The organism is Occallatibacter savannae (assembly GCF_003131205.1).
In the GTDB taxonomy this organism is placed as follows: Bacteria; Acidobacteriota; Terriglobia; order Terriglobales; family Acidobacteriaceae; genus Telmatobacter; species Telmatobacter savannae.
Genome location: NZ_QFFY01000003.1, coordinates 518,169 through 537,877, shown reverse-complemented (window position 1 = coordinate 537,877; position 19,709 = coordinate 518,169). Strand labels below are relative to the sequence as shown.

Here is a 19,709-nt window from a genome sequence, read left to right as displayed (position 1 = left end):
GATGGTTAGAAACTGCCGTTTCCTGCACAGTGGACTTCAGCAAGCAGCCCGAAAGGAGCGGTTGAATGTCATACAGACGCGTCACAGAAGCACAGTTGGAGGCGGAAGAGCGTGAGTGGGAGGCAAAGCGGCGGCCTCCAAAGCCCTCAATGGGCGTACTTCTCCAGTTCCCGGTGCGGGATTCCCGGGAGTACAATCTGGCAGCACGGAGGGGGCGGCTATGGTGAAGACCGTACTATTCGCGCTTCTTATGGTAGCGGTTGCTCACGTTGAAACGATGCACATCACGGGCGTGCGGCGGGCCACTGAAGCGGAGAAGACATACAAGACGTCCTTCAATCAGAACTTCATCACTGGCACCCTAGATGGCAAGCAATACACGCTTGAGCAACTCGCCACTTGGGGCACATATAACTTTCAGGTTGGCCAGGACTACGAAGTCTTGAAGGCCACGGACAAGCAAGTCAAGCTCCGCGTGACGGACAAGAAGGGCCGGGAGAGCACGGAATCACTCAACGTTGTTGGCATAGCGGAGCAATAGACGGGGCCGCCGGTCTACACCGTTCAGGAGATTGCCGGGATGCTCACGCTGTCCCGGGACGATGGACGCCCCGCTCCTTCTCAAACACCCGCTGGTTGGTTTGCCATAAGCGTGTTATATCCCGCCTAGCCGTGCGTTGAGCGGTTCTCATTTCTCAATTTTCTTTGCTTCGCGTTTGGGGCCTATTGGATTTTTCTGTATAGCTTCGACAGCCGCAGCTATATCGAATGCGACGATAAACCCGCTATTGGTTTTTACCACCAGCGCCTTCGGCTTCTCACCTTCGAGTGCTGGAGGCGGAGGAGGTTGCTGCATCGATCCCGAATCGGGCTTTGGGAGCACATCCAACAGCTCCTGATGGAATCCAGATATGACCGCAAAGACTTTCTGTTCGGTGCCAGTGCCAAACAAAACCGGCCCGCCCGAGAAGCCTTCGTTGTTGATCCCGTCCAATACCCAGAACTTAATGTCCCCGGCGGCGTTGATGATGGCTGAAGTTGTACAGTGCTTTGCATATGGCAGCCAAATGGTAGCTCCTGTATCCATATGCGCTTTCCAGCCTTCTCCGTAAGGAAACCCTAAGAACTCGCAATCCGCACCTAGGCCGATGCCCTTAGTATTCGGATCTAATGAACGCTCAGCGGGGAGTAACGGCTCTGGAGCGGCGAGAACCAAAATATCAATATCTTTACCGGGGTCCAGCACAGAGAACGTACGTGTGACCCACTGTTGATCCTGTCCTTCAGATCCCACTGTCTGGGCGAGAACTGCCGCGACAACTTGTTTCTGCTTAAATTCTCCTTGCGGGCCAGACTTGATACCAGTGAATAGGTGTTTTGCGGTGATCCAGTATTCACGACTATCGATATCAACCGAGAAGGTGGTGCCACTCTCTGTTGCCGTGTGAATCATGAAAGTTCTGAAAAGGGCTGTCGTCGTTGGCTGAGCTGATTGACAGTGTGACGGGCAGACGCATGCAAGAGAAGCGCACGCAAGAACGGCCGATGAGGACAACAACTTGAGTATCAATCAGCCTCCTTCCCATAAACGAAGAGAGCCACAAGCCTGCAAGCCTGTGACTCTCCGAAGGGCTTTGATGAGCGGTTAGCCTTCTTAGACTGAATAGCGTCCGGGTTGGGGAGCGCTCAGCAAAGACATCCTCTACTATGGTGACCCCAATTTAAATCCTGACCGCCGCCGGGTGTCAACACCCCATACGTAACCACTCGAACTACCCAAAATGCACCAATAGTTCCACACTTTCCACATCTCTTAAACTTTGTTCGCCTTATCATTGCCTTTGTCGAAGGTCCGCTGCAACGGACCCGAGACCCGCCTTCGGGCGGACTCTAAAAGGTCGCTAGCTCCTGTTCGGGAGGGTCCGGCTAGGAGTTGACGGCCTGGCTTAAGTGGAGATACCCACTACTATGGCGAACAAACGGCCTTCCGGCTGTATTTTCCGCAAATGGATCACCAGAAATGGTGTCCGGCTGTATGCGGAAGACTACGGTCTGAAGGCTTGGCCAATCCGTCCTACTCGCAAGGGTAAGTAGCGGAAAGGTCATATCTGGCTTCATGCTGGACGCGTGACCTCCGGGCACGGGGAACAGAATGGCGGGATGCTTGCCCTCAGGCATCCTCCACCGGAGATTTGATGCGCGGACTCAATTGTGGGAACGAATCTGGGAACGGAGCCAGTACCCGCCTGCTCCAAATGCGCGTTTCCGCTCCCATCATCACCGGATAACCCGTTTAGTTCCGTGGTTGGTGCAGAGTGTGAAGGTGACACTCTACCGCTGAGTTAAGCGCCCTGTGGGAGAGGCCAGAGGGGCCTCCCATGGGGTAGAGTAACACCAGCGACGCTGGGCCGCAAAACCCGAGGTGTGCGTGGGGAGCGGCGGAGGCGGAAACGCTCCAAGTGACTGATGCGCTGGCGAGTACGGTCAATCCGAAAGATTTGTGAGTCCGCTCCCGGGGAGATGGAGAAAGGTCTGTTTGGGCGGCTGATCGCCACCTTGAATGTCCTTTACGGGGCTAAGGCACGTTCCTCTTTCGGGCGGCTTTTTGGCACGACGACAGTTGTGCCCTGTTACACGGCCTTGGCTCTTGGGGGCTGGGGAGATGGCGGCGTCGGTGTGGCGGGGTTGGCGATCGCGCGGCGGGCGGACGACCCTAAGTCTCGCGGTGTGAAGGGCTCCGGGGCAGGCGCGGCCAGGAGCTCCGCAGCAGGGTACGGCGGAGGAGCCGAACCCGAGGCGGAGACGGATCAGGATCCCGATTCGGATGCGGAAAATGAAGGGTTTGCGCAACATTCGGCCGATGATGGGGTCGAAGAGGATATGGCAACCCTGGTACTGGACAAGTCGGGACTGGGGCCGGGGCTGAATCCGGCAAAGGGGCAAACCCCGGACGTGCCTCGGGTGAACTATGCCGAGGACGAGAGCAGCGATGCGGCAGTGATGCTGCGCGTGGCGGCGGGCGATGAAGCGGGGTTCAATTACCTCGTCGGCAAGTATCACCGTGCGATGATCAGCTTTCTCTTCCGGATGGTGCACAATCAGGCGGTTGCCGAGGAGTTGGCGCAGGAGGTTTTCCTGCGGGTATATCGCTCGCGCGAGAGCTACCGGGCAGAGGCGAAGTTTACCACTTGGCTGTATCGGATCGCGACGAATCTTGCGGTAAATCACGCGAGGGATACAAAACACGAGCGCTCGGCGCAGAATGTATATCTGGACGCCCCGGACGAGGAGTCGGGTACGACGCCGGATGTGGCGGATGCCACGCCGACGATTGAACAGACGATGCTGCGCGATGAGCGTATGGCTGCGATCCGGGCGCACGTGATGGAGTTGCCGGAAAGGCAGCGGATGGCAGTGCTGATGCACAAGTACCAGGGGATGGACTACAGGCAGATTGGCGATGTGTTGAAACTGAGTGAGAGCGCGACGAAGTCGCTCTTATTCAGGGCGTACCAGACTCTGCGAGAGAAGCTGAAGAATTTCGTTTAGGCACTTGGTTGTGGGGCAAGTCGGGACAGGACCGGCGAGGAATTTGGGGTGGTTGAGATGATGAAAACGCTGAACAAATGCGCGGCGATGGATGAGACGAAGCTGACCGATATGCTGCTCGACGAGTTGGCTGCGGATGCCAAGGTTAAGACTCATGTTGCGGAGTGTGCGTCGTGCCGGAAGGAACTGGAAGAACTGCGCGCGACGATGGGCCTGATGGATACGTGGACCGCTCCGGAGCCGAGCCCTTACTTCATGACGCGGTTGAATGCGCGGATGCGCGAGGAACGCGAGGCTCCGCGGCTCGGCTGGTTCGCGCGCATGCGCGATAGATTTGTGTACGGTCCGCAGATGCATGCGGGGCCGCTGGCCGCGACGGCGCTTACAGTGATGCTGTTGATTGGTGGCGGGGCTTATCTGGGCGTGACAAATGTGGAGCAGCCGGTGCAGCAGACGAGCGCGGAAGCAGCGGTGGTGCGCGATCTGCAGACACTCGACAGCAACAAGCAGGTGCTGGATCAGTTGGAGGCGATCTCGGATAATCCGGATGATGCGATCACGAACGATCCAAACTCGGACGATCCGACGGCGCAATAATTGAAGCGAGGAAAGGCAAGAGGACCGAGGCGGGGGCCGAAGATGAATGGGGCTCAGTACAAGGGCGGAGTGGGTGCGACGCGCCGTGCGGTGGTAGCCGCGATGGCAGCGGTTGTGCTGTGCCTGCCTTCGTCTCTGCTGATCGCCCAAAAGCGGGAGCAGTCGCGGCCGGCAACCTCGCCGCGCTACTCGGCGCCGCCGTCGCGCTTCGGCCAGCAGACTCGGCCGGAGTCGCCGCGCTCAGCTCCGCAGTACCAGGGACGGCAGGGATCGCCGTATCAGTCTCCCTATCAGGGGCGCCCGGCACCGCAGTATGCGCCGCGTACGCAGAACTACCAGCAGCCATATCCGAGCCAATATCAGAACCAGAATCCGAACCGGGGAGCGCAGCCGCAGTACCGGCCTCCATCGGAAGTGCGGCCGCAATTTCAGCGTCCGCCGCAGAATCCGTATGCTCCTGCAGGAGGCGCCCCGGCGCAGACGGGAGAGCGCGGGCCTCAGGCGACTCCGCAGTACAACGTTCCCAGTGCCGGACGGCAGCGCATTCCAGGGACGGCAGAACAGCTTTACGCACCTCCGGGACATTTGGGATCTTGGCTGAACAATCACCGCACGACTCCGGTGCCGCAACAGCAGCAGATGCTGCGCAGCGATCCGAGCTTTCGCAGATTGCCCCAGGGCGAGCAGCAGAGGGTGATTAACCAGCTGAACCAGGTGAATCGGCTGCCCGATGCGCAGCGCGAACGGCGCCTGGCGCGCGCGGAGAACTTGGAGCGCCTATCGCCGGAGGAGCGGGCGCGCGTAGCGCAGTCGTCGCGTGAGTGGCGCGCCCTGCCGCAGGATCGACAGTCGATGATGCGAAATGCGTTTCGCGATTTGAAGGCGGTGCCGCCGGACCAGCGAGGCATTGTGCTGAACTCCAGTCGTTATCAGGGACAGTTCAGCCCGCAGGAACGTGGCATTCTTTCGGACATGCTGCGGGTGGAGCCGTATGCGCCGCAGTGAGGCAGAGACATAGGGACTAGGGACGTAGGACTAATGACCCGCCGAGGAGATCGGCGGGTTTTTACTTTTGGTGGAAGCGTTGCCGCTCTTTTACTTTTACGGCAGGGGCGCCTGCGTAGACGGTCCAGGGTTCGAGGTCGCGGGTAGCAACGGAGGCAAGTCCGAGTACGGCGCCTTCGCCGACTCTAACGCCGGGTGCTACACAGGCGCGGGCGCAGACCCATGCGTAGGGACCGACCTCCATCGCGTATGCGAGGAGGGGAAACGCCGGATCGTCGAAGTCGTGCGTAGCTCCGCAGAGGTACGAGTTCTGCGAGAGGATGGCGTGGGATCCCAGGCGGATGGGGGCAGGATTGTAGATTTCTGTGCCATCACCGGCGGTGACCTGGTCTTCGCAGATGAGGTTCCAGGGAGCCCAGACTCGCGAGCCTGGATAAAAGTGGCAGTTCGGTCCCATCTTTGCGCCGAACAGGCGGAGGAGCATCGATCGCCACGGGTGGAAGGGACGTGGAGAAAGTCGATAGAGAATGGCCCAGCAGACATTCCAGGTCAGACGCGCTACGCGATTGCCTAGCGAGAAGGCGGGGCGGAGGTAGGGATCTTCAGCGGTGGCGGCGGATATGTGCTCCGCCGCGTTGTAATGGATCTCGCGGGGCATCTGAGGTGAGTTTATCAGCGGATCAGTTGTCGTATGATGGCGGGAATCCGCGTGCTGGAGGTCTGAAGGTCGTGAGTCCAGTCTCATCTCAAGTAGTTTCGCAGCGGCAGCTGGGCCGCAGCATCCTGGCTGTGCTCGCGGGTATGGCTGTAGGAATCGCTGTCACGCTGATCACGGATATTCTGCTGCGCAAGGCGGGCGTGCTGCCTCCGCTGGGCGAACGCGTGCCGGATCGAGTGCTGGCGTGGGTGACGGCGTACCGGGTGGTTTATGGGATTGCGGCGAGTTACTTGACGGCTTATCTGGCGCCGTACCGGCCCATTGCGCATGCGATGGTTGGCGGGGCGTTCGGGTTTGTTGCGAGCCTGGCGGGGGCGATTGCAACGTGGAATGCGGGGCCGGCATATGGACCGCACTGGTATCCGGTGGCGCTGATCTTGGTGGCGCTGCCGCAGTCGTGGCTGGGAGGGTGGCTGCGCACGCGGCAGATCTGTTGATGAGGCCTTCTTTGAGCTACTTGGAATCGTTTACAATTCCGCTCTGCACTTTGTCTCCATTTCAGATGTTCCTAGCCAATCAGGATCTCATCGGGGATCGCAGCAATTTCTGCCTGACGCAGAATTCTAGATTGCTGATCTGAACTCGATTGGCTCGGCACGAGGACAGGATGAAGCGACGCGATTTTCTCAAAGTAGTGGGCACGGCAACTGCTTCCGCGATGATGCCGACGGTTGACGTCATTGGTCAGGAGAGGGAGACCGCCGGCCGCGCTCTTCTTTCGATCAATCGAAACTGGCGCTACTCTCCGGCCAAAGTGGAGGGAGCCGAGTCGCCCCAGTTCGATGACGGGAAGTTCGATCGTGTTGTTATTCCGCACACGAACATCGAACTGCCCTGGCACAACTTCGACGATCGCGAGTACGAGTTTGTCTCCACGTATCGCCGCCGCTTCAAGTTTCCCAAGGAGGCAGAAGGCAAGCGGGTCTTCGTCGACTTCGAGGGGGCAATGACGGCCTCGACCGTGTGGATCAACGGTGAGCGTCTTGGGGAGTATCGCGGCGGGTTTACGCCATTCTCGTTCGAACTTACGAAACACCTGCGCAAAGATGGCGACAATGTGTTGGTTGTGCAGGTGGACTCGACGGAGCGTGCGGACATTCCGCCATTCGGTTACGAGATCGACTATCTGACCTTCGGCGGGATTTATCGCGAGGTCAGTTTGCGGATCGTGCCGCATACGTATATCGACAACATCTTTGCGCAGCCGAAGAACGTGCTCGACGCTCCTTCGTTGGATGTGCATTGCTTCCTGGCAGGCGAAGGGGCCGGATCGGGCAAGCTGTCTCTGCAGGCGGAACTGCTTGATGGTGAGACGGTGATCGGTAAAGGCATCGGGACGATCGAGCGCACGCCAAAGGCCGGCGCCGATGCGGACGCCGCACTCGATCCCTACAACGATGCACCAGCGTATTCGAGCACAGAAACGGTCAACGATCCTTCGCGCCATACGATTTCCATTACAGGTCTCAAGGGCATTCAGCTATGGGATCTTGACAAGCCGAAGCTCTATCGCATCTCTGTGAAATTGTTCAGCGGCGGCAAGGTGATCGACGAGGATTCGCGCCAGATTGGCTTCCGCGAGGCGACCTTCACCGATCATGGCTTCTCATTGAACGGAAAGGTCATCAAGCTACGTGGTCTCGATCGTCACCAGACTTTTCCGTTTGCCGGACAGGCCATGCCCGCCCGGGCGCAGAGGCGAGATGCGGACATCCTGCGCAAGGAACTGCACTGCAATATCGTGCGCACCTCGCACTACCCGCAGTCGCGGCATTTTCTCGATCGGTGCGATCAGATCGGACTGCTCGTTCTGGAAGAGATTCCGGGCTGGCAACATATCGGAGACGAGAACTGGCAGAAGCTTGCAATCGATAATGTGGGCCGCATGATCAGGCGCGACTGGAACCATCCGTCCATTGTTTTATGGGGCGTGCGGATCAATGAATCGCGCGATAACCACAATTTCTACCAGCGCACAAACGCGTTTGCACATGCGCTGGACCAGACCCGGCAGACGGGCGGTATACGGTACTTCCAGGAGTCGGAGTTCCTCGAAGACGTGTTCACAATGAACGACTTCGGTTTCCCGCTGAAGGCGCCGAATCATCCGCGCTACCTGAACACGGAGTTTGTGGGTCATACGTTCCCGACCAAGACAACAGATGATGACGAGCGCCAGCGCGAGCACACCCTCCGGCATGCCAGGATTCACAATCAGCTAGCCTCTAACCCGCAGTACGCGGGCGGCATCGGCTGGTGCGCGTTTGATTACAACACGCACTCGAACTTTGGCGCGGGCGATCGCATCTGCTACCACGGCGTAACAGATATCTTCCGGGAGCCAAAGCCTGCAGCGGGCTTCTACAAGTCGCAGTGCGATCCCGCCGAAGAGGTTGTGCTCGAACCAGCATTTCACTGGGCGCGCAGCGATGAGTCAGTGGGGTTCACCAAGGCTGTTTTCTGTTCGAACTGCGAACACCTGAAGATTTACGGGCGGCCCGACACCGACGAAAAGGCTGATTGGGTACTGCTTGCGGAACTCGATCCCAATCGCAAGGATTTCGAGCATTTGAAATACGCTCCGTTTGAGCTGGAGCTTTTCAAACTGAACGGAAAGAAACTTCCATTTGGCTGGGGCGACTTGCGCATCGAGGGCTACATTAATGGCAAGGTCGCCATTGAGAAGAAGATGTCTGGGCGCGGAGACAACCGCAGACTCGTTGTTGCCGCTGATGACGACACCCTGGTGGCCGACGGCGCCGACACGACACGCGTCGTGGTTCGCGTGACGGATCAGTATGGCGCCGTTCGCACCTACGCGGACGATCCGATCGCTTTCACGTTGAATGGTCCGGCCAAGTTGATCGGCGACAACCCTCTCTCGCTGGTGGGCGGGGTGCTGGCTGTCTGGGTACGGGCAGGTGAGCAGCCCGGTATCGTTCGGCTGACCGCGAAACACGCTCGGCTCGGGGAGCAGACGGTTTCATTGCGACTAACAGCGGCGCCGGAAGAGAAGGTCTGAAGCGTACGGTAACGTGGGCGCCAACTGCGATTCATGAGTGTTCATTGGAAGTCACCTTGAATCAAACAGTGGGAGCAGATACAGAAATTCTCTTTGACACTGCTGATTTTTGCGGAGTAGGATCGCTTCCTTCCCTGGGACCTTGATGATCTCGGAGGTCACTATGGCGGTTGCGACTGCTGCTGCTCCTGCTTTCGATCCTGCAAAACTGGATGCCTTCATGGGGAAGGCTGTAACCGATCTGGGCGCGGCGCTTCATGCGGCGCTGATCGTCATTGGAGATAAGCTCGGACTATTCAAGGCGATGGCCGGCGCGGGGCCCATGACGCCGACAGAACTTGCCGCGAAGACGAAAACAACGGAACGCTACGTCCGTGAGTGGCTCAATGCGAACGCGGCGAGCGGATACATCACGTACGACGCGACGGCGAAGACGTATGAGCTACCGCCAGAGCAGGCGATGGCGCTGACGGCCATCGATCTGCCAGGTGCGTTCCATATTGTTTCGGCGTGCTTCAAGGATGAGCCGAAGATCACGCAGGCGTTTCGCACGGGCGATGGCGTGGGCTGGCACGAGCATGATGCGAATCTGTTCTTCGGGACGGAGCGGTTCTTCCGGCCGAATTATGAGCAGAATTTGTTGAGCGCGTGGCTGCCGGCGCTGGACGGTGTAACGGACAAGCTGGCAAAGGGTGCCTCGGTTGCCGATGTGGGGTGCGGGCACGGCTCTTCAACCATGCTGATGGCGAAAGCGTTCCCGAAGTCGCGGATCAGCGGGTTCGACTATCACAGCGGGTCGATCGAATATGCGCGACATGTTGCGGGGCGCGATGGATTGCTGGACCAGATCAGCTTTGAAGTGGCGAGCGCGAAGAGCTATCCGGCGAATGGCGGATACGACCTGGTGACGTTCTTCGATTGTCTGCACGACATGGGTGATCCGGTGGGAGCGGCGAAACATGTCCTGTCGACGCTGGTGCCGGATGGAACGTGGATGATCGTGGAGCCGTTTGCAGGCGATATGCCGGAGCAGAACCACAACCCGGTGGGACGGATTTTCTATTCCGCTTCGACGATGCTGTGTACGCCGGCGTCGCTGGCGCAGGAGGTGGGCGCGGCCCTAGGGGCGCAGGCGGGAGAAGAACGGATCAAGGATGTCGTAACGACGGCGGGGTTCAAGCAGTTCCGGAGGGCTGCGCAGACGCCGTTCAATCTGGTGTATGAGGCGAGGCCGTAGAACAACAAGCTTTTTACTCGCGCAGGCGAGGTGCCGCAGAAGGCGAAAGGCCCGGATCCACAGAGAGCCGGGCCTTTGTCTGTGATGCCAAGATGTTTACGGGACGAAGAGCTTCAGCCGAACGTGCCACTTGGTGCTGTCGCCTGGCTTGAGGGTGATCATGCCGGTGTCCATGCCGTTCCATTCTTTGCCGAACGGGTCGGCGAAGTTGAACTGGTGCTCGACCGCGACGAAGTTCTTGGCAGGCGGCGCGTAGGCCTGGATGGTCTTGATTTCAGGCGAGAGCCCCTGGATGCGAACGCCATATTTCGCAGCTTCGTCGAGGATGTTGACGGTGACCGCGCCGTCTTCCCAATTCAGCTTGCTCCAGTTGTCGTCATAAAAGTTTTTGTAGAGAGGCTGGCCTTTGCGCAGATCGAATTGACCTGAAACAGGCACGAGTTGGCCGGTAGGGAAGACGTTGTCGTAATTGTCGACTTTAGCGACCATGTCAGCCGGAATCTGCAGACGAACCTGGGTGCGATCGCCGGAGGGGAAGTTGAAGTAAGGATGCCAGCCGATGGAGACAGGTTCGGCTTCCTTGCCGACGTTCTTCGCAACCACCGTCGCATCAACCGCGTCAGCGGTGAGGGTGATGGTGATGACAAGGTCAGACTTGGAAAGCCAATGGCCGTTGAAGTCGCCCCCGTGAATGGTCCCTGAAATTTCTTTGCCACCCGGAATGGTCTTCTCTTTGACGTCGTCGGTTCTGGATTTCAGGATGAGGCCGTGCATGGCGTGGCGCTCGGCGGTAGCTTCCTTCCCCATGTTGTTGGCGGGGAGGGTGATGGTCTTGCCCTGCCACTCAGTGGTGAGGGTTTTGCCGTCAGCCGAAAGCTTGCCGCGAATGCGATTGGGGTAGGGAAACAGGAACGCCGAGCCGAGGCGATAGCCGAGGTCGCCGTTGGGCGTGTCCTGCTCGTCGAGCATCTTCTTTGCTTCGGCCAGGCTGGGCGATGCAAGGACGTCGACGTTGCCCTTGCCAGGGAAGTTGGCGGTGATCTGGAAGACTTCCATTCCGCGGCCGGGCAGGACGGTAACGCTGGTAAATTCGGGCTTGGTTTTGCTTGTGGCGGCGCGGGTAACGGTGACGATCTTCTGTCCACCGATTTCAGTCACGTTTTGAGCCTCAGTATTCATCACTCCACAGCTTGCCATAACGACCGGCAGGACGGCGGTGAGAAGGCAGTTGCGAAAAGAAAGCTTCATGGCGGTCCATCCCTGTAAACGGCGTTCGGATTTCCCGGAAGTTACGCAGCGGGCGGTGCTTTGACGCGCTCGGGAAAGCGTATTCCGGAAGCCAACTGATTCTACAACGTGCGGTCGGCGTGAGAAGCGCCATCGCAGGCCGGTGCTTCAAAGGCTTCTTCCGAGGAAATGACAAAGCAATGACAACGTGAGTTCTTCGCAAACGTCTATCCGTTCAGGAACTCTGGTCAAACTCAGAACACCGCATCAGCTTTTCCGGCCGCTCATCGGTTTTCATCCGACGAAGGTAACGGCCGATGATCCTAATTGGTGATATTGCGGGAAGTACGGTAAAGGGTACAATTCGAGCGAAATCACTCCGAAAAAGAGCGGTCGCAAGCTGCTGCTCCACTCAACGTTAACGATTCGCCTCTTCGGGGACCTTCCCCGAGAAAGGTTCCCGGTAAGGTAGATGCGTCCCGTCCATAAGCTCTTCCTTGGCCTACTTGCCCTGACGTCACTCGCTGCCACCTCAGCGGTTGCACAAGGTCCCGTTTCGAAAGCGCTCATCCGCGATAAGGTGGACGACAACCAGTTGACGATGCTGAGAGGGAATACGCCTCCGGCGGCGAATGCGCAGAACGATCTGGGCAGGGTCAGTGGGAATATGCCGATGACCGATCTGATCTTGGTGCTGCGCCGCAGCCCCGAGATGCAGGCGGCGTTCGATGCTCTTGTGGAGAGCCAGTACGATCCCACTTCGCCGAACTTCCACCGGTGGTTAACGCCGGAGCAGGTAGGCGAGAAATTCGGGCCGGCGCTCGCAGACATCGCGACGGTGAGCGCTTGGCTATCGGGTCATGGGTTGTCGGTGGATGGCGTTTCGAAGGACCGGATGACGGTCCGGTTCAGCGGCACAGCGGGTCAGGTGGAGACTGCGTTCCACACCGAGCTGCACAACCTCACGGTGAAGGGCGAGCCGCACTTCTCGAACATGACGGATCCGCAGATCCCGATGGCGCTGGAGCCTGTGGTGCTTGGACCGAAGGCTCTGCATAACTTCGTGCCTCGCCCGCTGCATCGGACCGGAGGCAAGGCGGTTCTCAATCAGCAAGCCGGAAAGTGGCAGCGGACCGCTGAGCCTGCTGCTGCACGCGCGGCAGTTCCGAAGGCGGATGCCGCGTTAAATGGTCCGGGCAGCGATATTGTGCTGAACTGCGGCAGCGGTTGCCAGGTAGAAGACTTGACTCCCTATGACTTCGCCACGATCTACAACCTGACCCCGTTGTGGACGGCCGGGACCGACGGAACCGGACAGACTATTGCAATCGCTGGGCGAAGCAATGTTCGTGCTTCGGACGTGAGCAGCTTCCGCAGTGCGTTCGGACTGACCGGCGGATCGTTCAACCTGATTCAGAACGGCACAGTCAATCCGGGCTTCTGCACCGGCACGACCGGGAACTGCACCCTGGACGATCAGATCGAAAATGCCCTGGACGTGGAATGGGCTGGTGCGACTGCCCCAAAGGCGACCGTTGACCTGGTGGTCACAAATCAGACCAACACCAATGACGCCATCTATGAGTCTGCAAACTACATCATCAATAACCTCCCGACCCTGAAGGCTCGCATCATCAATGTGAGCTATGGTCTGTGCGAACTCGGGATGGGCACAAGCGGGAACACGCTGTACAACAATCTGTGGCAACTTGCGGAGAGCTCGGGCATATCGGTATTTGTGGCGACAGGCGACTCGGGTGCGCCCGCATGCGACCAGGGGCAAGCTGCTCAAGGGCCCTATGGAGCTCAATTTGGTCTCTCCGTGAATGGCATCGCTTCGACGGTGCACAACACTGCCGTGGGCGGAACGGACCTGAACTGGACTACGGCTTCCACATACTGGAACTCCACCAGCGACTCGCACGGCGCGACCGCGAAGGGTTACATCCCTGAGGTTCCGTGGAATGACACCTGCACCAATCCTTTGGAAGTCGCATATATCAACCAGGCGAAGGGCACGAACGATTCGGCGAGTACGATCTGCAATAAGATCGCGAATCACGTGATCGCTTCCACCACGAATGAACAGGGTGTTCTCGACCTGGTGAATACGGTAGGCGGCGGCGGGGGCAAGAGCAATTGCACCACGAACGATGGCGCCCAGACCTCAAGCTGCACGGGTGGCTACTCGAAACCGAGTTGGCAAACCGGAGTGAGCGGGATTCCTTCCGACGGGAAACGCGATCTTCCGGACGTGTCATTCTTTGCGGGCAACGGCTTCCTCAGCAGCGCGTATCTGATTTGCGTGTCAGATTGGGTCACGAGCGCAGGCGGTTCGGGTTGTGTCACATCTTCAACCACAAACGAGCCTACAGCGGGTGAAATCGGCGGAACTTCCGCGGCCTCTCCGGCGATGGCGGGCATCATGGCCCTCATCAACCAGAAGGCCGGATCGCCGCAGGGCAATCCAAATTCCGAACTGTACTCCCTGGCAGCGACTGAGAACTATGGAAACTGCAAAACGGAGAGCGTGACGAACTCGGGCGCATGCTACTTTAACGACATCGATACCGGTACGATCAACATGCCGTGCCAGGCCGGTAAGCCGGACTGCACTGTGGCAACGCCCGGCAACACGATCGGAGTCCTCGCCGGGTTTGATGCATCAGGTGGTTACGATCTGGCCAGCGGCCTTGGATCGATGAACGTGGCGAATGTGGTGAACCACTTCGCGGCGGCGATCGGAACAGGGGCGTCAACCGTCACGGTTTCTGCATCGCCGTCGGCCATCACGAGTATCCAGGGAACTACCGTCACGGTGACGGTTGCAGGCGGCAGTGGCACGCCTACGGGAACGGTGACGCTGACAAGCGGCAACTATATCGGATCGGGACAAGCGCTGAGCAACGGCTCGGCGACGTTCAATGTTCCGGCAGGTGCGCTGGTCGCCGGCACGGATACCGTAACGGCAAACTACAGCGGCGACTCCACCTACGCGGCCAGTACCGGAACGACAACGGTAGTAGTGACTCTGGTGAATTTCACATTGTCCGCCTCAGCGCCGGCTTCGATCTCGGCGGGTGGCACGGCAACTTCGAACATCACGGTGAGCAGCACCAACGGCTATGCAGGAACGGTGACGCTAAGCTGTGCCCTGACGTCGTCTCCTGCTGGAGCTATAGAGGTGCCGACATGCGCACCCACAACCGGTCAATCGACAGTGACGCTGAGCTCTGGCACCACATCGGGCCAGGGTCAGGTCACGGTGAGCACGACCGCACCTCCAGCGGCGGCGGTGAAACTGGCCTCGAATCAGACTGGCTGGTTCAAGGCAGCAGGCGGAGCCGCACTGGCTTCGCTTCTGCTCTTCCTTCTTCCCGGATGGTCGAAACGCTACCGCAACATCTTCAGCATGATGTTGGTGGTTCTGGCAGCAAGCTTCTTCGCCATCGGATGCGGAGGCGGTGGCGGCAGCAGCGGTGGTGGCGGAGGTGGAGGTGTCACAAAGACTACGCCGACCGTGACGGTCACACCCGCGAGTAAGACGATCAAGGAGACAGACACGGTGGTTGTGGCAATCGCGGTTGCTGGGACCTCGGGGACGCCGACGGGCAGTGTGACACTGTCGAGCGGCAGCTACAACTCGGGCGCGATTGCTCTGGATGCGACCGGGAAGGCGAGCATCACAATCGCCGCAGGAAAACTTGCCGTCGGAACAGACACGCTTGGCGTCACCTACAGCGGGGACACCAACTTCAACTCAGCCACAGGCAGCGCAAGCATCACTGTCGCAAAGGCTCCGACAACATCGGGTACCTATACGTTCACAGTGACAGGCAAAGGCAATGACGCTGCCGCTACAACCGCAACCACTACGTTCACGGTTACCGTGAACTGACGCATTCAGATTCGGCGCGAAAAGCCCTCCCGAACGGAGGGCTTTCGTGTGTCTGGCTCTGTTGCGACGCGTTCGGCGGTGGACTTGGCACTCAGCCTCTCGCGCTAGAATCTTGAGGGAAGCCGGTCATCAGCGGCTGATCTCTACGAACGGGCCATCATCCATGAAATCACTTTTGCTGGAAGAGTACGGAAAGCTTTCCATCGCCGACATGCCGAAGCCGAACCCTGGTGAACAGGAGGTCCTGGTGCGCGTGGCGGCGTGCGGTATCTGCGGGAGCGATGTGCACGGATATGACGGGTCATCAGGGCGTCGCATTCCGCCGCTGGTGATGGGGCACGAGGCTTCCGGCGTTGTCGAGGCCGTTGGCCCGTGCGTTAAGGAGTACCGGCCGGGCGATCGTGTGACATTTGACTCGACGGTGTATTGCGGGAAGTGCACCTACTGCCGGCGCGGCGAAGTCAATCTGTGCGACAACCGGGAGGTGATTGGCGTCTCGTGCGGAGACTACCGGAGGAATGGAGCCTTCGCCGAGTACATCGTCATTCCCGAGCGCATCCTGTATCGGCTCCCGGCGAAGATGTCGTATCCGGAGGCCGCGATGCTGGAGGCGACATCAGTCGCGCTGCATGCGGTGAAGGTGAGCGGAGTGAAGAAGGGCGATACCGCGCTGGTGGTTGGTGCAGGCATGATCGGACTGCTGACGATGCAGGCACTCAAGGCCAGCGGCGTGGGGCGGGTGATGATTGCGGACATCGACGAGACGCGCTTGACACTGGGCGAGCTGCTGGGAGCAGACGAGGCGCTGCGCGGTACAGGCGGCGCGATCGCGCAGGCGATTCTGGAGCGAACGAACGGAGTCGGCGCAGATTCGGTGTTCGATGCCGTGGGGCGCGCGAAGACGGTGCAGGAGTCGATTGACAGCGTTCGCAAGGGCGGCACTGTGACGCTGATCGGCAACATCGAGCCCGAAGTTCGCCTGCCGTTGCAAAAGGTAGTGTCGCGACAGATCCGGCTGCAGGGCACCGCGGCTTCTTCGGGAGAGTATCCAGAAGCTATTCAACTCATCTCAACAGGACGCATTCATGTGCGGCCCCTGATTACGGCGGTGGCGCCGCTGGAGGACGGGCCGCGGTGGTTCGAACGGCTGCACGCGCAGGAGCCGAACCTGATGAAGGTGGTGCTCGCGCCCGGAGAAGAGGCCTAAAGAATGAGCAGCGAGCCGCTGTTTGACCTATCAGGCCAGGTGGCAGTCGTCACCGGCACCAGCCGCGGACTGGGACAGTACTTCGCGCGCGCCCTTGCCAGGGCAGGCGCCGACCTGGTGCTGACAAGCCGGCATCGCGAGACGTTGCGCGAGATGGAAGATGAGGTTCGCGCGCTGGGACGCCGCAGTGTGTCCCTTGAACTGGATGTGCGCGATTACGACAGCATCCAGAAGATGGCAGCCGATGCGCGGGAGGCGTTCGGGCAGATTCACGTCCTGGTGAATAACGCGGGCTGCAATGTTCGCAAGCCTGCGCTGGACGTGACGTGGGATGACTGGAACCTCGTGCTTGATACGAATCTGCGCGGCAGTTTCTTCGTGGCGCAGGCCGTGGCCCGCGGGATGATCGAGCACGGATATGGCCGGATCGTCAATATCGGCTCGGTCACGAGCGTATTCGGTTTCGCGGGACTGGGACCATATTGCGCGAGTCGCGGGGGCATTCGGCAGCTAACGATGAGCCTCGCCGATGACTGGGGCCAGCATGGCGTGACGGTGAATTGCCTGGCGCCGGGATGGTTCAAGACGGAGCAGAACAAAGTGCTCTACGAAGATCCGGAGTGGGTTGCGTATTTGACGGACCGCATTCCGGTGAAGCGTCCGGGTATGCCAAACGACCTGGATGGGGCGGTCGTTTTCCTCGCTTCGGAGGCGAGCCGCTACATCACAGGGCAGACGCTGCTTGTGGATGGCGGGATCTCGACGGGCGCGACACGCGCGACGGTGGCCAGGAAATAGAGCCAATCAGCCGAGCGCTTCTGCTCCGGCGTTTTCGTGCGAGGCGGGAGCTTCTGCTGATCGCGGTGCGACGTCTGAATGCTGGCCCACGTGACCGGTTGATTTGCGAATTACGAGCTTGGGGTAGACCGTGATGGCCTCGGGCCGCGGATGCGGGATATCGTCGCGAATAAGTGAAAGTAGCGTGGCTGCAGCCACCTGTCCCATGCTGCGCAAGGGTTGATGGATGGTGGTGAGCGGCGGATGATGCGTAGCTGCTGCGTGGATGTCGTCGAATCCGAGCACCGATATGTCTTTAGGAATGCGCAGGCCCTCTTCGCGAATGGCGGAAATGGCGCCAATAGCGCTGACGTCGTTGAACGCGAAAATCGCGGTGAACGGGTGCTTGGCATAGAAAAGCTGCCGCGTAGCTTCTTGGCCGGGAAGCGATCCGGGCTCGGGGCTTTGCAACTGGACTACAAGGCGATCGTCGATCCGCAGCTCGAGTTCACGAGCGGCTCTTACAATGGCCTGCCAGCGCAGCTTGGTGTCAGAGCTGAACTCCTGGCCTTTGATGAACGCGATCTGATGATGGCCAAGCGATTTGAGGTGTGAGAGCGCAAGTTGCGCAGCCTGATCGTGGTCCAGTTCGATGTTGATGACGCCCTCGCGGCGATCGTGCCCGGAGATGGAGACAACAGGTACGGGCATGTCTTCGCTCATGGGCGAGTCGACGGCGATGATCCCCTCGACGGAGCGGGCGAGCATCATGCGCGGGTAGCCTTCGAGCAGGTCGGGACGATGGCGATGACTGACGACGAAGTAGAAGAAGCCGTCTTTCAGCAGTTCGTCTTCAATGCCGCTGAGAACGGTGGTTGAGTAGCCCTCGCTGATCTCGGGGACGATGACGCCAATGGTGTACGTGCGCTTCTGCCGCAGGCCGCGCGCCATGGTGTTTGCGACGTAGCCGTTGAGCGCGGCAGCATGCAGAACACGGCGCTGCGTCTCTTCAGCAATGCGATGCGCAGTGGCTTCGCCGTTGATGATGCGGGAGACGGTGGATTGCGAGAGCTCGAGCATGGCGGCGAGCTCTTTGAGTGTGATCGGCTTGATGGGCGCCTTTGCCAATGATCTCTGCTCCTATTGGCTACATCGATTACTCTGCGTGAAATCCTGCGCGCTGCATTGCGGTTGCCATCTCCGGGTTCCGCATGAAGACGTCCCAGACGAAACCCGTTCGAAGATTTTCTGCCATCAGCACTGAGATGCCCTGATCGATCCCGAGTACGTCTGGGTCATACCAGTTTGCCGCTGGATGGAACGCATCGACAAAGCCATACCGGCCCCATGCCTGCTTGCCCCATTTGTCGCGCATGGCGCGAAGCACTGAGATGCAATCAACGGGAACAAAGGCGAGCGATCCGGCTGGCGCGCATGGCACAACTGTGCCGTCCAGTGGACCTATCGGTGGTGGACCTCCCCACGCCGTATAGCCGCCCTGGTAATCCGATGCTGAGATGCCCCAGTAGTCCTCGTTATACCACTTGGGATAGGAGAGGCAGAACGCTTTGTGAGCCTTGGTGGCGGTCACGGAGTTGTCGAAATAATTCGTCCACTGGTCCCGTTTGTTGCGGAAGTCGAACCAGGCCTGCGAATACTGATGCGTGAAGAGCGGGTCGTTGCCGCTGATGTAGGAGAAGCCCTTGTAGTGAATGACCGGGCGGGTCCAGGCTTTCCACGTGTCGGGGCTGACGGGATGGGTGGGAGATCCGATGGCGAGCAAGTAGATCATCATCAACTCGCAGTAGTGCTCCCATCGCGCATCGAGGAAGCCCTTATCCGGATGCCAGCCCATGGAGAATGTCTTGCCGCCATTGAGCATCCAGGGCCAGTCGACGCGCTCGTAGATTTGTTTCGCGAGGGATTTGATTTTGGGGTCGTCAAAGTATGCGCGGGCCATGAGCACGCCGCAGAGGAGCAGCGACGTGTCGATGGAGGAGAGCTCGACGCCTTTGACGCGCTCGCCGGTTTCAATGTCGGTGAAGTGATAGTAGAAGCCGTGGACCTCGGGGAATTTGTTGAGGTGCCAGTCGAGCGTGGTGCGGACGCGATCGACGATCTGATCGTGGGGGAGGAACTTGCGTTTGTCGGCGATGCAGAGGGCGGTGAGGCCGAAGCCGGTAGCGGCGATGCTGGCCATGCGACGGGGATCGCGAGCGCCGTTGAGGTCGTTGCGGGCGCGATCGAGTACCTGGCCGGTTTTGTCGCTGGCTTGCTCCCAGAAGAAGAGGCAGGCTTGGCGTTCGAGGTCGTCGAGGAAGGCTTCGTCACCGGGTTTGGGGCGCCACGTTTTGGTGGGGGATGCACTGGAGGAGCATGGGAGGAGGGTGCATGCGCCGGCGGCGGCGAGGAATTTGAGGAGGTTGCGGCGGGAGAGAGGGGAGAGGTCGGAAAGGGAATTCATGATCGTCT

General features: G+C 59.4%; 15 protein-coding genes. 10 read left to right on the top strand and 5 right to left on the bottom strand.

The genetic code is table 11. The features are described from left to right. Window positions 1–220 precede the first annotated feature (220 nt). Window positions 221–541, top strand: coding sequence for a hypothetical protein (locus tag DHV10_RS14040; RefSeq protein ID WP_109486984.1), 321 nt, complete (start codon window positions 221–223; stop codon window positions 539–541). 147 nt (window positions 542–688) lie between these two features. Here DHV10_RS14040 and DHV10_RS14035 read toward each other — a convergent pair whose 3' ends face one another. After that, a complete protein-coding gene (locus DHV10_RS14035; protein WP_109486983.1) occupies window positions 689–1,453 on the bottom strand; it encodes a hypothetical protein in 765 nt (254 codons plus the stop codon). A gap of 1,169 nt (window positions 1,454–2,622) precedes the next feature. Here DHV10_RS14035 and DHV10_RS14030 point away from each other — a divergent pair. The 3 genes from DHV10_RS14030 to DHV10_RS14020 are packed head-to-tail and all read left to right on the top strand — an operon-like array spanning window position 2,623 to window position 5,151. Then, on the top strand, window positions 2,623–3,549 hold the full coding sequence (locus tag DHV10_RS14030) for an RNA polymerase sigma factor (protein WP_239461655.1): 927 nt from the start codon (window positions 2,623–2,625) through the stop codon (window positions 3,547–3,549). A 57-nt stretch (window positions 3,550–3,606) separates the two neighbouring features. After that, window positions 3,607–4,146: an anti-sigma factor family protein gene (locus DHV10_RS14025; protein ID WP_162601527.1), complete on the top strand. Its 540-nt coding sequence runs from the start codon at window positions 3,607–3,609 to the stop codon at window positions 4,144–4,146. 42 nt (window positions 4,147–4,188) lie between these two features. Continuing rightward, complete coding sequence (locus DHV10_RS14020; RefSeq protein ID WP_109486980.1) at window positions 4,189–5,151, top strand: DUF3106 domain-containing protein; 963 nt, start codon at window positions 4,189–4,191, stop codon at window positions 5,149–5,151. Between the two features lie 61 nt (window positions 5,152–5,212). On the opposite strand, the gene DHV10_RS14015 is transcribed toward DHV10_RS14020, so the two are convergent. After that, the gene (locus DHV10_RS14015) at window positions 5,213–5,809 is read right to left on the bottom strand and encodes an LbetaH domain-containing protein (protein ID WP_109486979.1); all 597 of its coding nucleotides are present in this window, start codon (window positions 5,807–5,809) and stop codon (window positions 5,213–5,215) included. Window positions 5,810–5,880: 71 nt separating this feature from the next. On the opposite strand from DHV10_RS14015, the gene DHV10_RS14010 reads away from it, so the two are divergent. The 3 genes from DHV10_RS14010 (at window position 5,881) to DHV10_RS14000 (ending at window position 10,128) form a co-directional block, all read left to right on the top strand. Continuing rightward, window positions 5,881–6,306 carry a hypothetical protein gene (locus DHV10_RS14010; RefSeq protein WP_239461653.1) on the top strand — a complete coding sequence of 142 codons (426 nt, stop codon included), beginning with the start codon at window positions 5,881–5,883 and terminating at the stop codon, window positions 6,304–6,306. 170 nt (window positions 6,307–6,476) lie between these two features. After that, window positions 6,477–8,891, top strand: a complete 2,415-nt coding sequence (locus tag DHV10_RS14005) for a glycoside hydrolase family 2 protein (RefSeq protein WP_109486978.1) — start codon at window positions 6,477–6,479, stop codon at window positions 8,889–8,891. A gap of 163 nt (window positions 8,892–9,054) precedes the next feature. Continuing rightward, a complete protein-coding gene (locus DHV10_RS14000; protein ID WP_109486977.1) occupies window positions 9,055–10,128 on the top strand; it encodes a class I SAM-dependent methyltransferase in 1,074 nt (357 codons plus the stop codon). A gap of 96 nt (window positions 10,129–10,224) precedes the next feature. Here DHV10_RS14000 and DHV10_RS13995 read toward each other — a convergent pair whose 3' ends face one another. After that, on the bottom strand, window positions 10,225–11,376 hold the full coding sequence (locus DHV10_RS13995) for an aldose 1-epimerase (RefSeq protein ID WP_109486976.1): 1,152 nt from the start codon (window positions 11,374–11,376) through the stop codon (window positions 10,225–10,227). A gap of 451 nt (window positions 11,377–11,827) precedes the next feature. Here DHV10_RS13995 and DHV10_RS13990 point away from each other — a divergent pair, with 451 nt between their 5' ends. From DHV10_RS13990 to DHV10_RS13980, 3 genes are all read left to right on the top strand, one after another. Beyond that, complete coding sequence (locus tag DHV10_RS13990) at window positions 11,828–15,253, top strand: protease pro-enzyme activation domain-containing protein (RefSeq protein ID WP_109486975.1); 3,426 nt, start codon at window positions 11,828–11,830, stop codon at window positions 15,251–15,253. 163 nt (window positions 15,254–15,416) lie between these two features. Then, window positions 15,417–16,460 carry a galactitol-1-phosphate 5-dehydrogenase gene (locus tag DHV10_RS13985; RefSeq protein WP_109486974.1) on the top strand — a complete coding sequence of 348 codons (1,044 nt, stop codon included), beginning with the start codon at window positions 15,417–15,419 and terminating at the stop codon, window positions 16,458–16,460. Window positions 16,461–16,463: 3 nt separating this feature from the next. Continuing rightward, window positions 16,464–17,258 carry an SDR family NAD(P)-dependent oxidoreductase gene (locus tag DHV10_RS13980; RefSeq protein ID WP_109486973.1) on the top strand — a complete coding sequence of 265 codons (795 nt, stop codon included), beginning with the start codon at window positions 16,464–16,466 and terminating at the stop codon, window positions 17,256–17,258. 6 nt (window positions 17,259–17,264) lie between these two features. Here DHV10_RS13980 and DHV10_RS13975 read toward each other — a convergent pair whose 3' ends face one another. Next, the gene (locus tag DHV10_RS13975; RefSeq protein WP_239461651.1) at window positions 17,265–18,365 is read right to left on the bottom strand and encodes a LacI family DNA-binding transcriptional regulator; all 1,101 of its coding nucleotides are present in this window, start codon (window positions 18,363–18,365) and stop codon (window positions 17,265–17,267) included. Between the two features lie 28 nt (window positions 18,366–18,393). Then, on the bottom strand, window positions 18,394–19,701 hold the full coding sequence (locus tag DHV10_RS13970) for a glucoamylase family protein (RefSeq protein ID WP_109487181.1): 1,308 nt from the start codon (window positions 19,699–19,701) through the stop codon (window positions 18,394–18,396). Window positions 19,702–19,709: the final 8 nt, after the last annotated feature.

Excerpts from the sequence above, each read along its gene's own strand:
- DHV10_RS14035 (WP_109486983.1), bottom strand. The coding sequence starts at position 1,453 with ATGATTCACACGGCAACAGAGAGTGGCACCACCTTCTCGGTTGATATC.
- DHV10_RS14005 (WP_109486978.1), top strand. The coding sequence starts at position 6,477 with ATGAAGCGACGCGATTTTCTCAAAGTAGTGGGCACGGCAACTGCTTCC.
- DHV10_RS14000 (WP_109486977.1), top strand. The coding sequence starts at position 9,055 with ATGGCGGTTGCGACTGCTGCTGCTCCTGCTTTCGATCCTGCAAAACTG.
- DHV10_RS14025 (WP_162601527.1), top strand. The coding sequence starts at position 3,607 with ATGATGAAAACGCTGAACAAATGCGCGGCGATGGATGAGACGAAGCTG.
- DHV10_RS14020 (WP_109486980.1), top strand. The coding sequence starts at position 4,189 with ATGAATGGGGCTCAGTACAAGGGCGGAGTGGGTGCGACGCGCCGTGCG.
- DHV10_RS14040 (WP_109486984.1), top strand. The coding sequence starts at position 221 with ATGGTGAAGACCGTACTATTCGCGCTTCTTATGGTAGCGGTTGCTCAC.
- DHV10_RS13990 (WP_109486975.1), top strand. The coding sequence starts at position 11,828 with ATGCGTCCCGTCCATAAGCTCTTCCTTGGCCTACTTGCCCTGACGTCA.
- DHV10_RS13980 (WP_109486973.1), top strand. The coding sequence starts at position 16,464 with ATGAGCAGCGAGCCGCTGTTTGACCTATCAGGCCAGGTGGCAGTCGTC.
- DHV10_RS14015 (WP_109486979.1), bottom strand. The coding sequence starts at position 5,809 with ATGCCCCGCGAGATCCATTACAACGCGGCGGAGCACATATCCGCCGCC.
- DHV10_RS13985 (WP_109486974.1), top strand. The coding sequence starts at position 15,417 with ATGAAATCACTTTTGCTGGAAGAGTACGGAAAGCTTTCCATCGCCGAC.
- DHV10_RS13970 (WP_109487181.1), bottom strand. The coding sequence starts at position 19,701 with ATGAATTCCCTTTCCGACCTCTCCCCTCTCTCCCGCCGCAACCTCCTC.
- DHV10_RS13995 (WP_109486976.1), bottom strand. The coding sequence starts at position 11,376 with ATGAAGCTTTCTTTTCGCAACTGCCTTCTCACCGCCGTCCTGCCGGTC.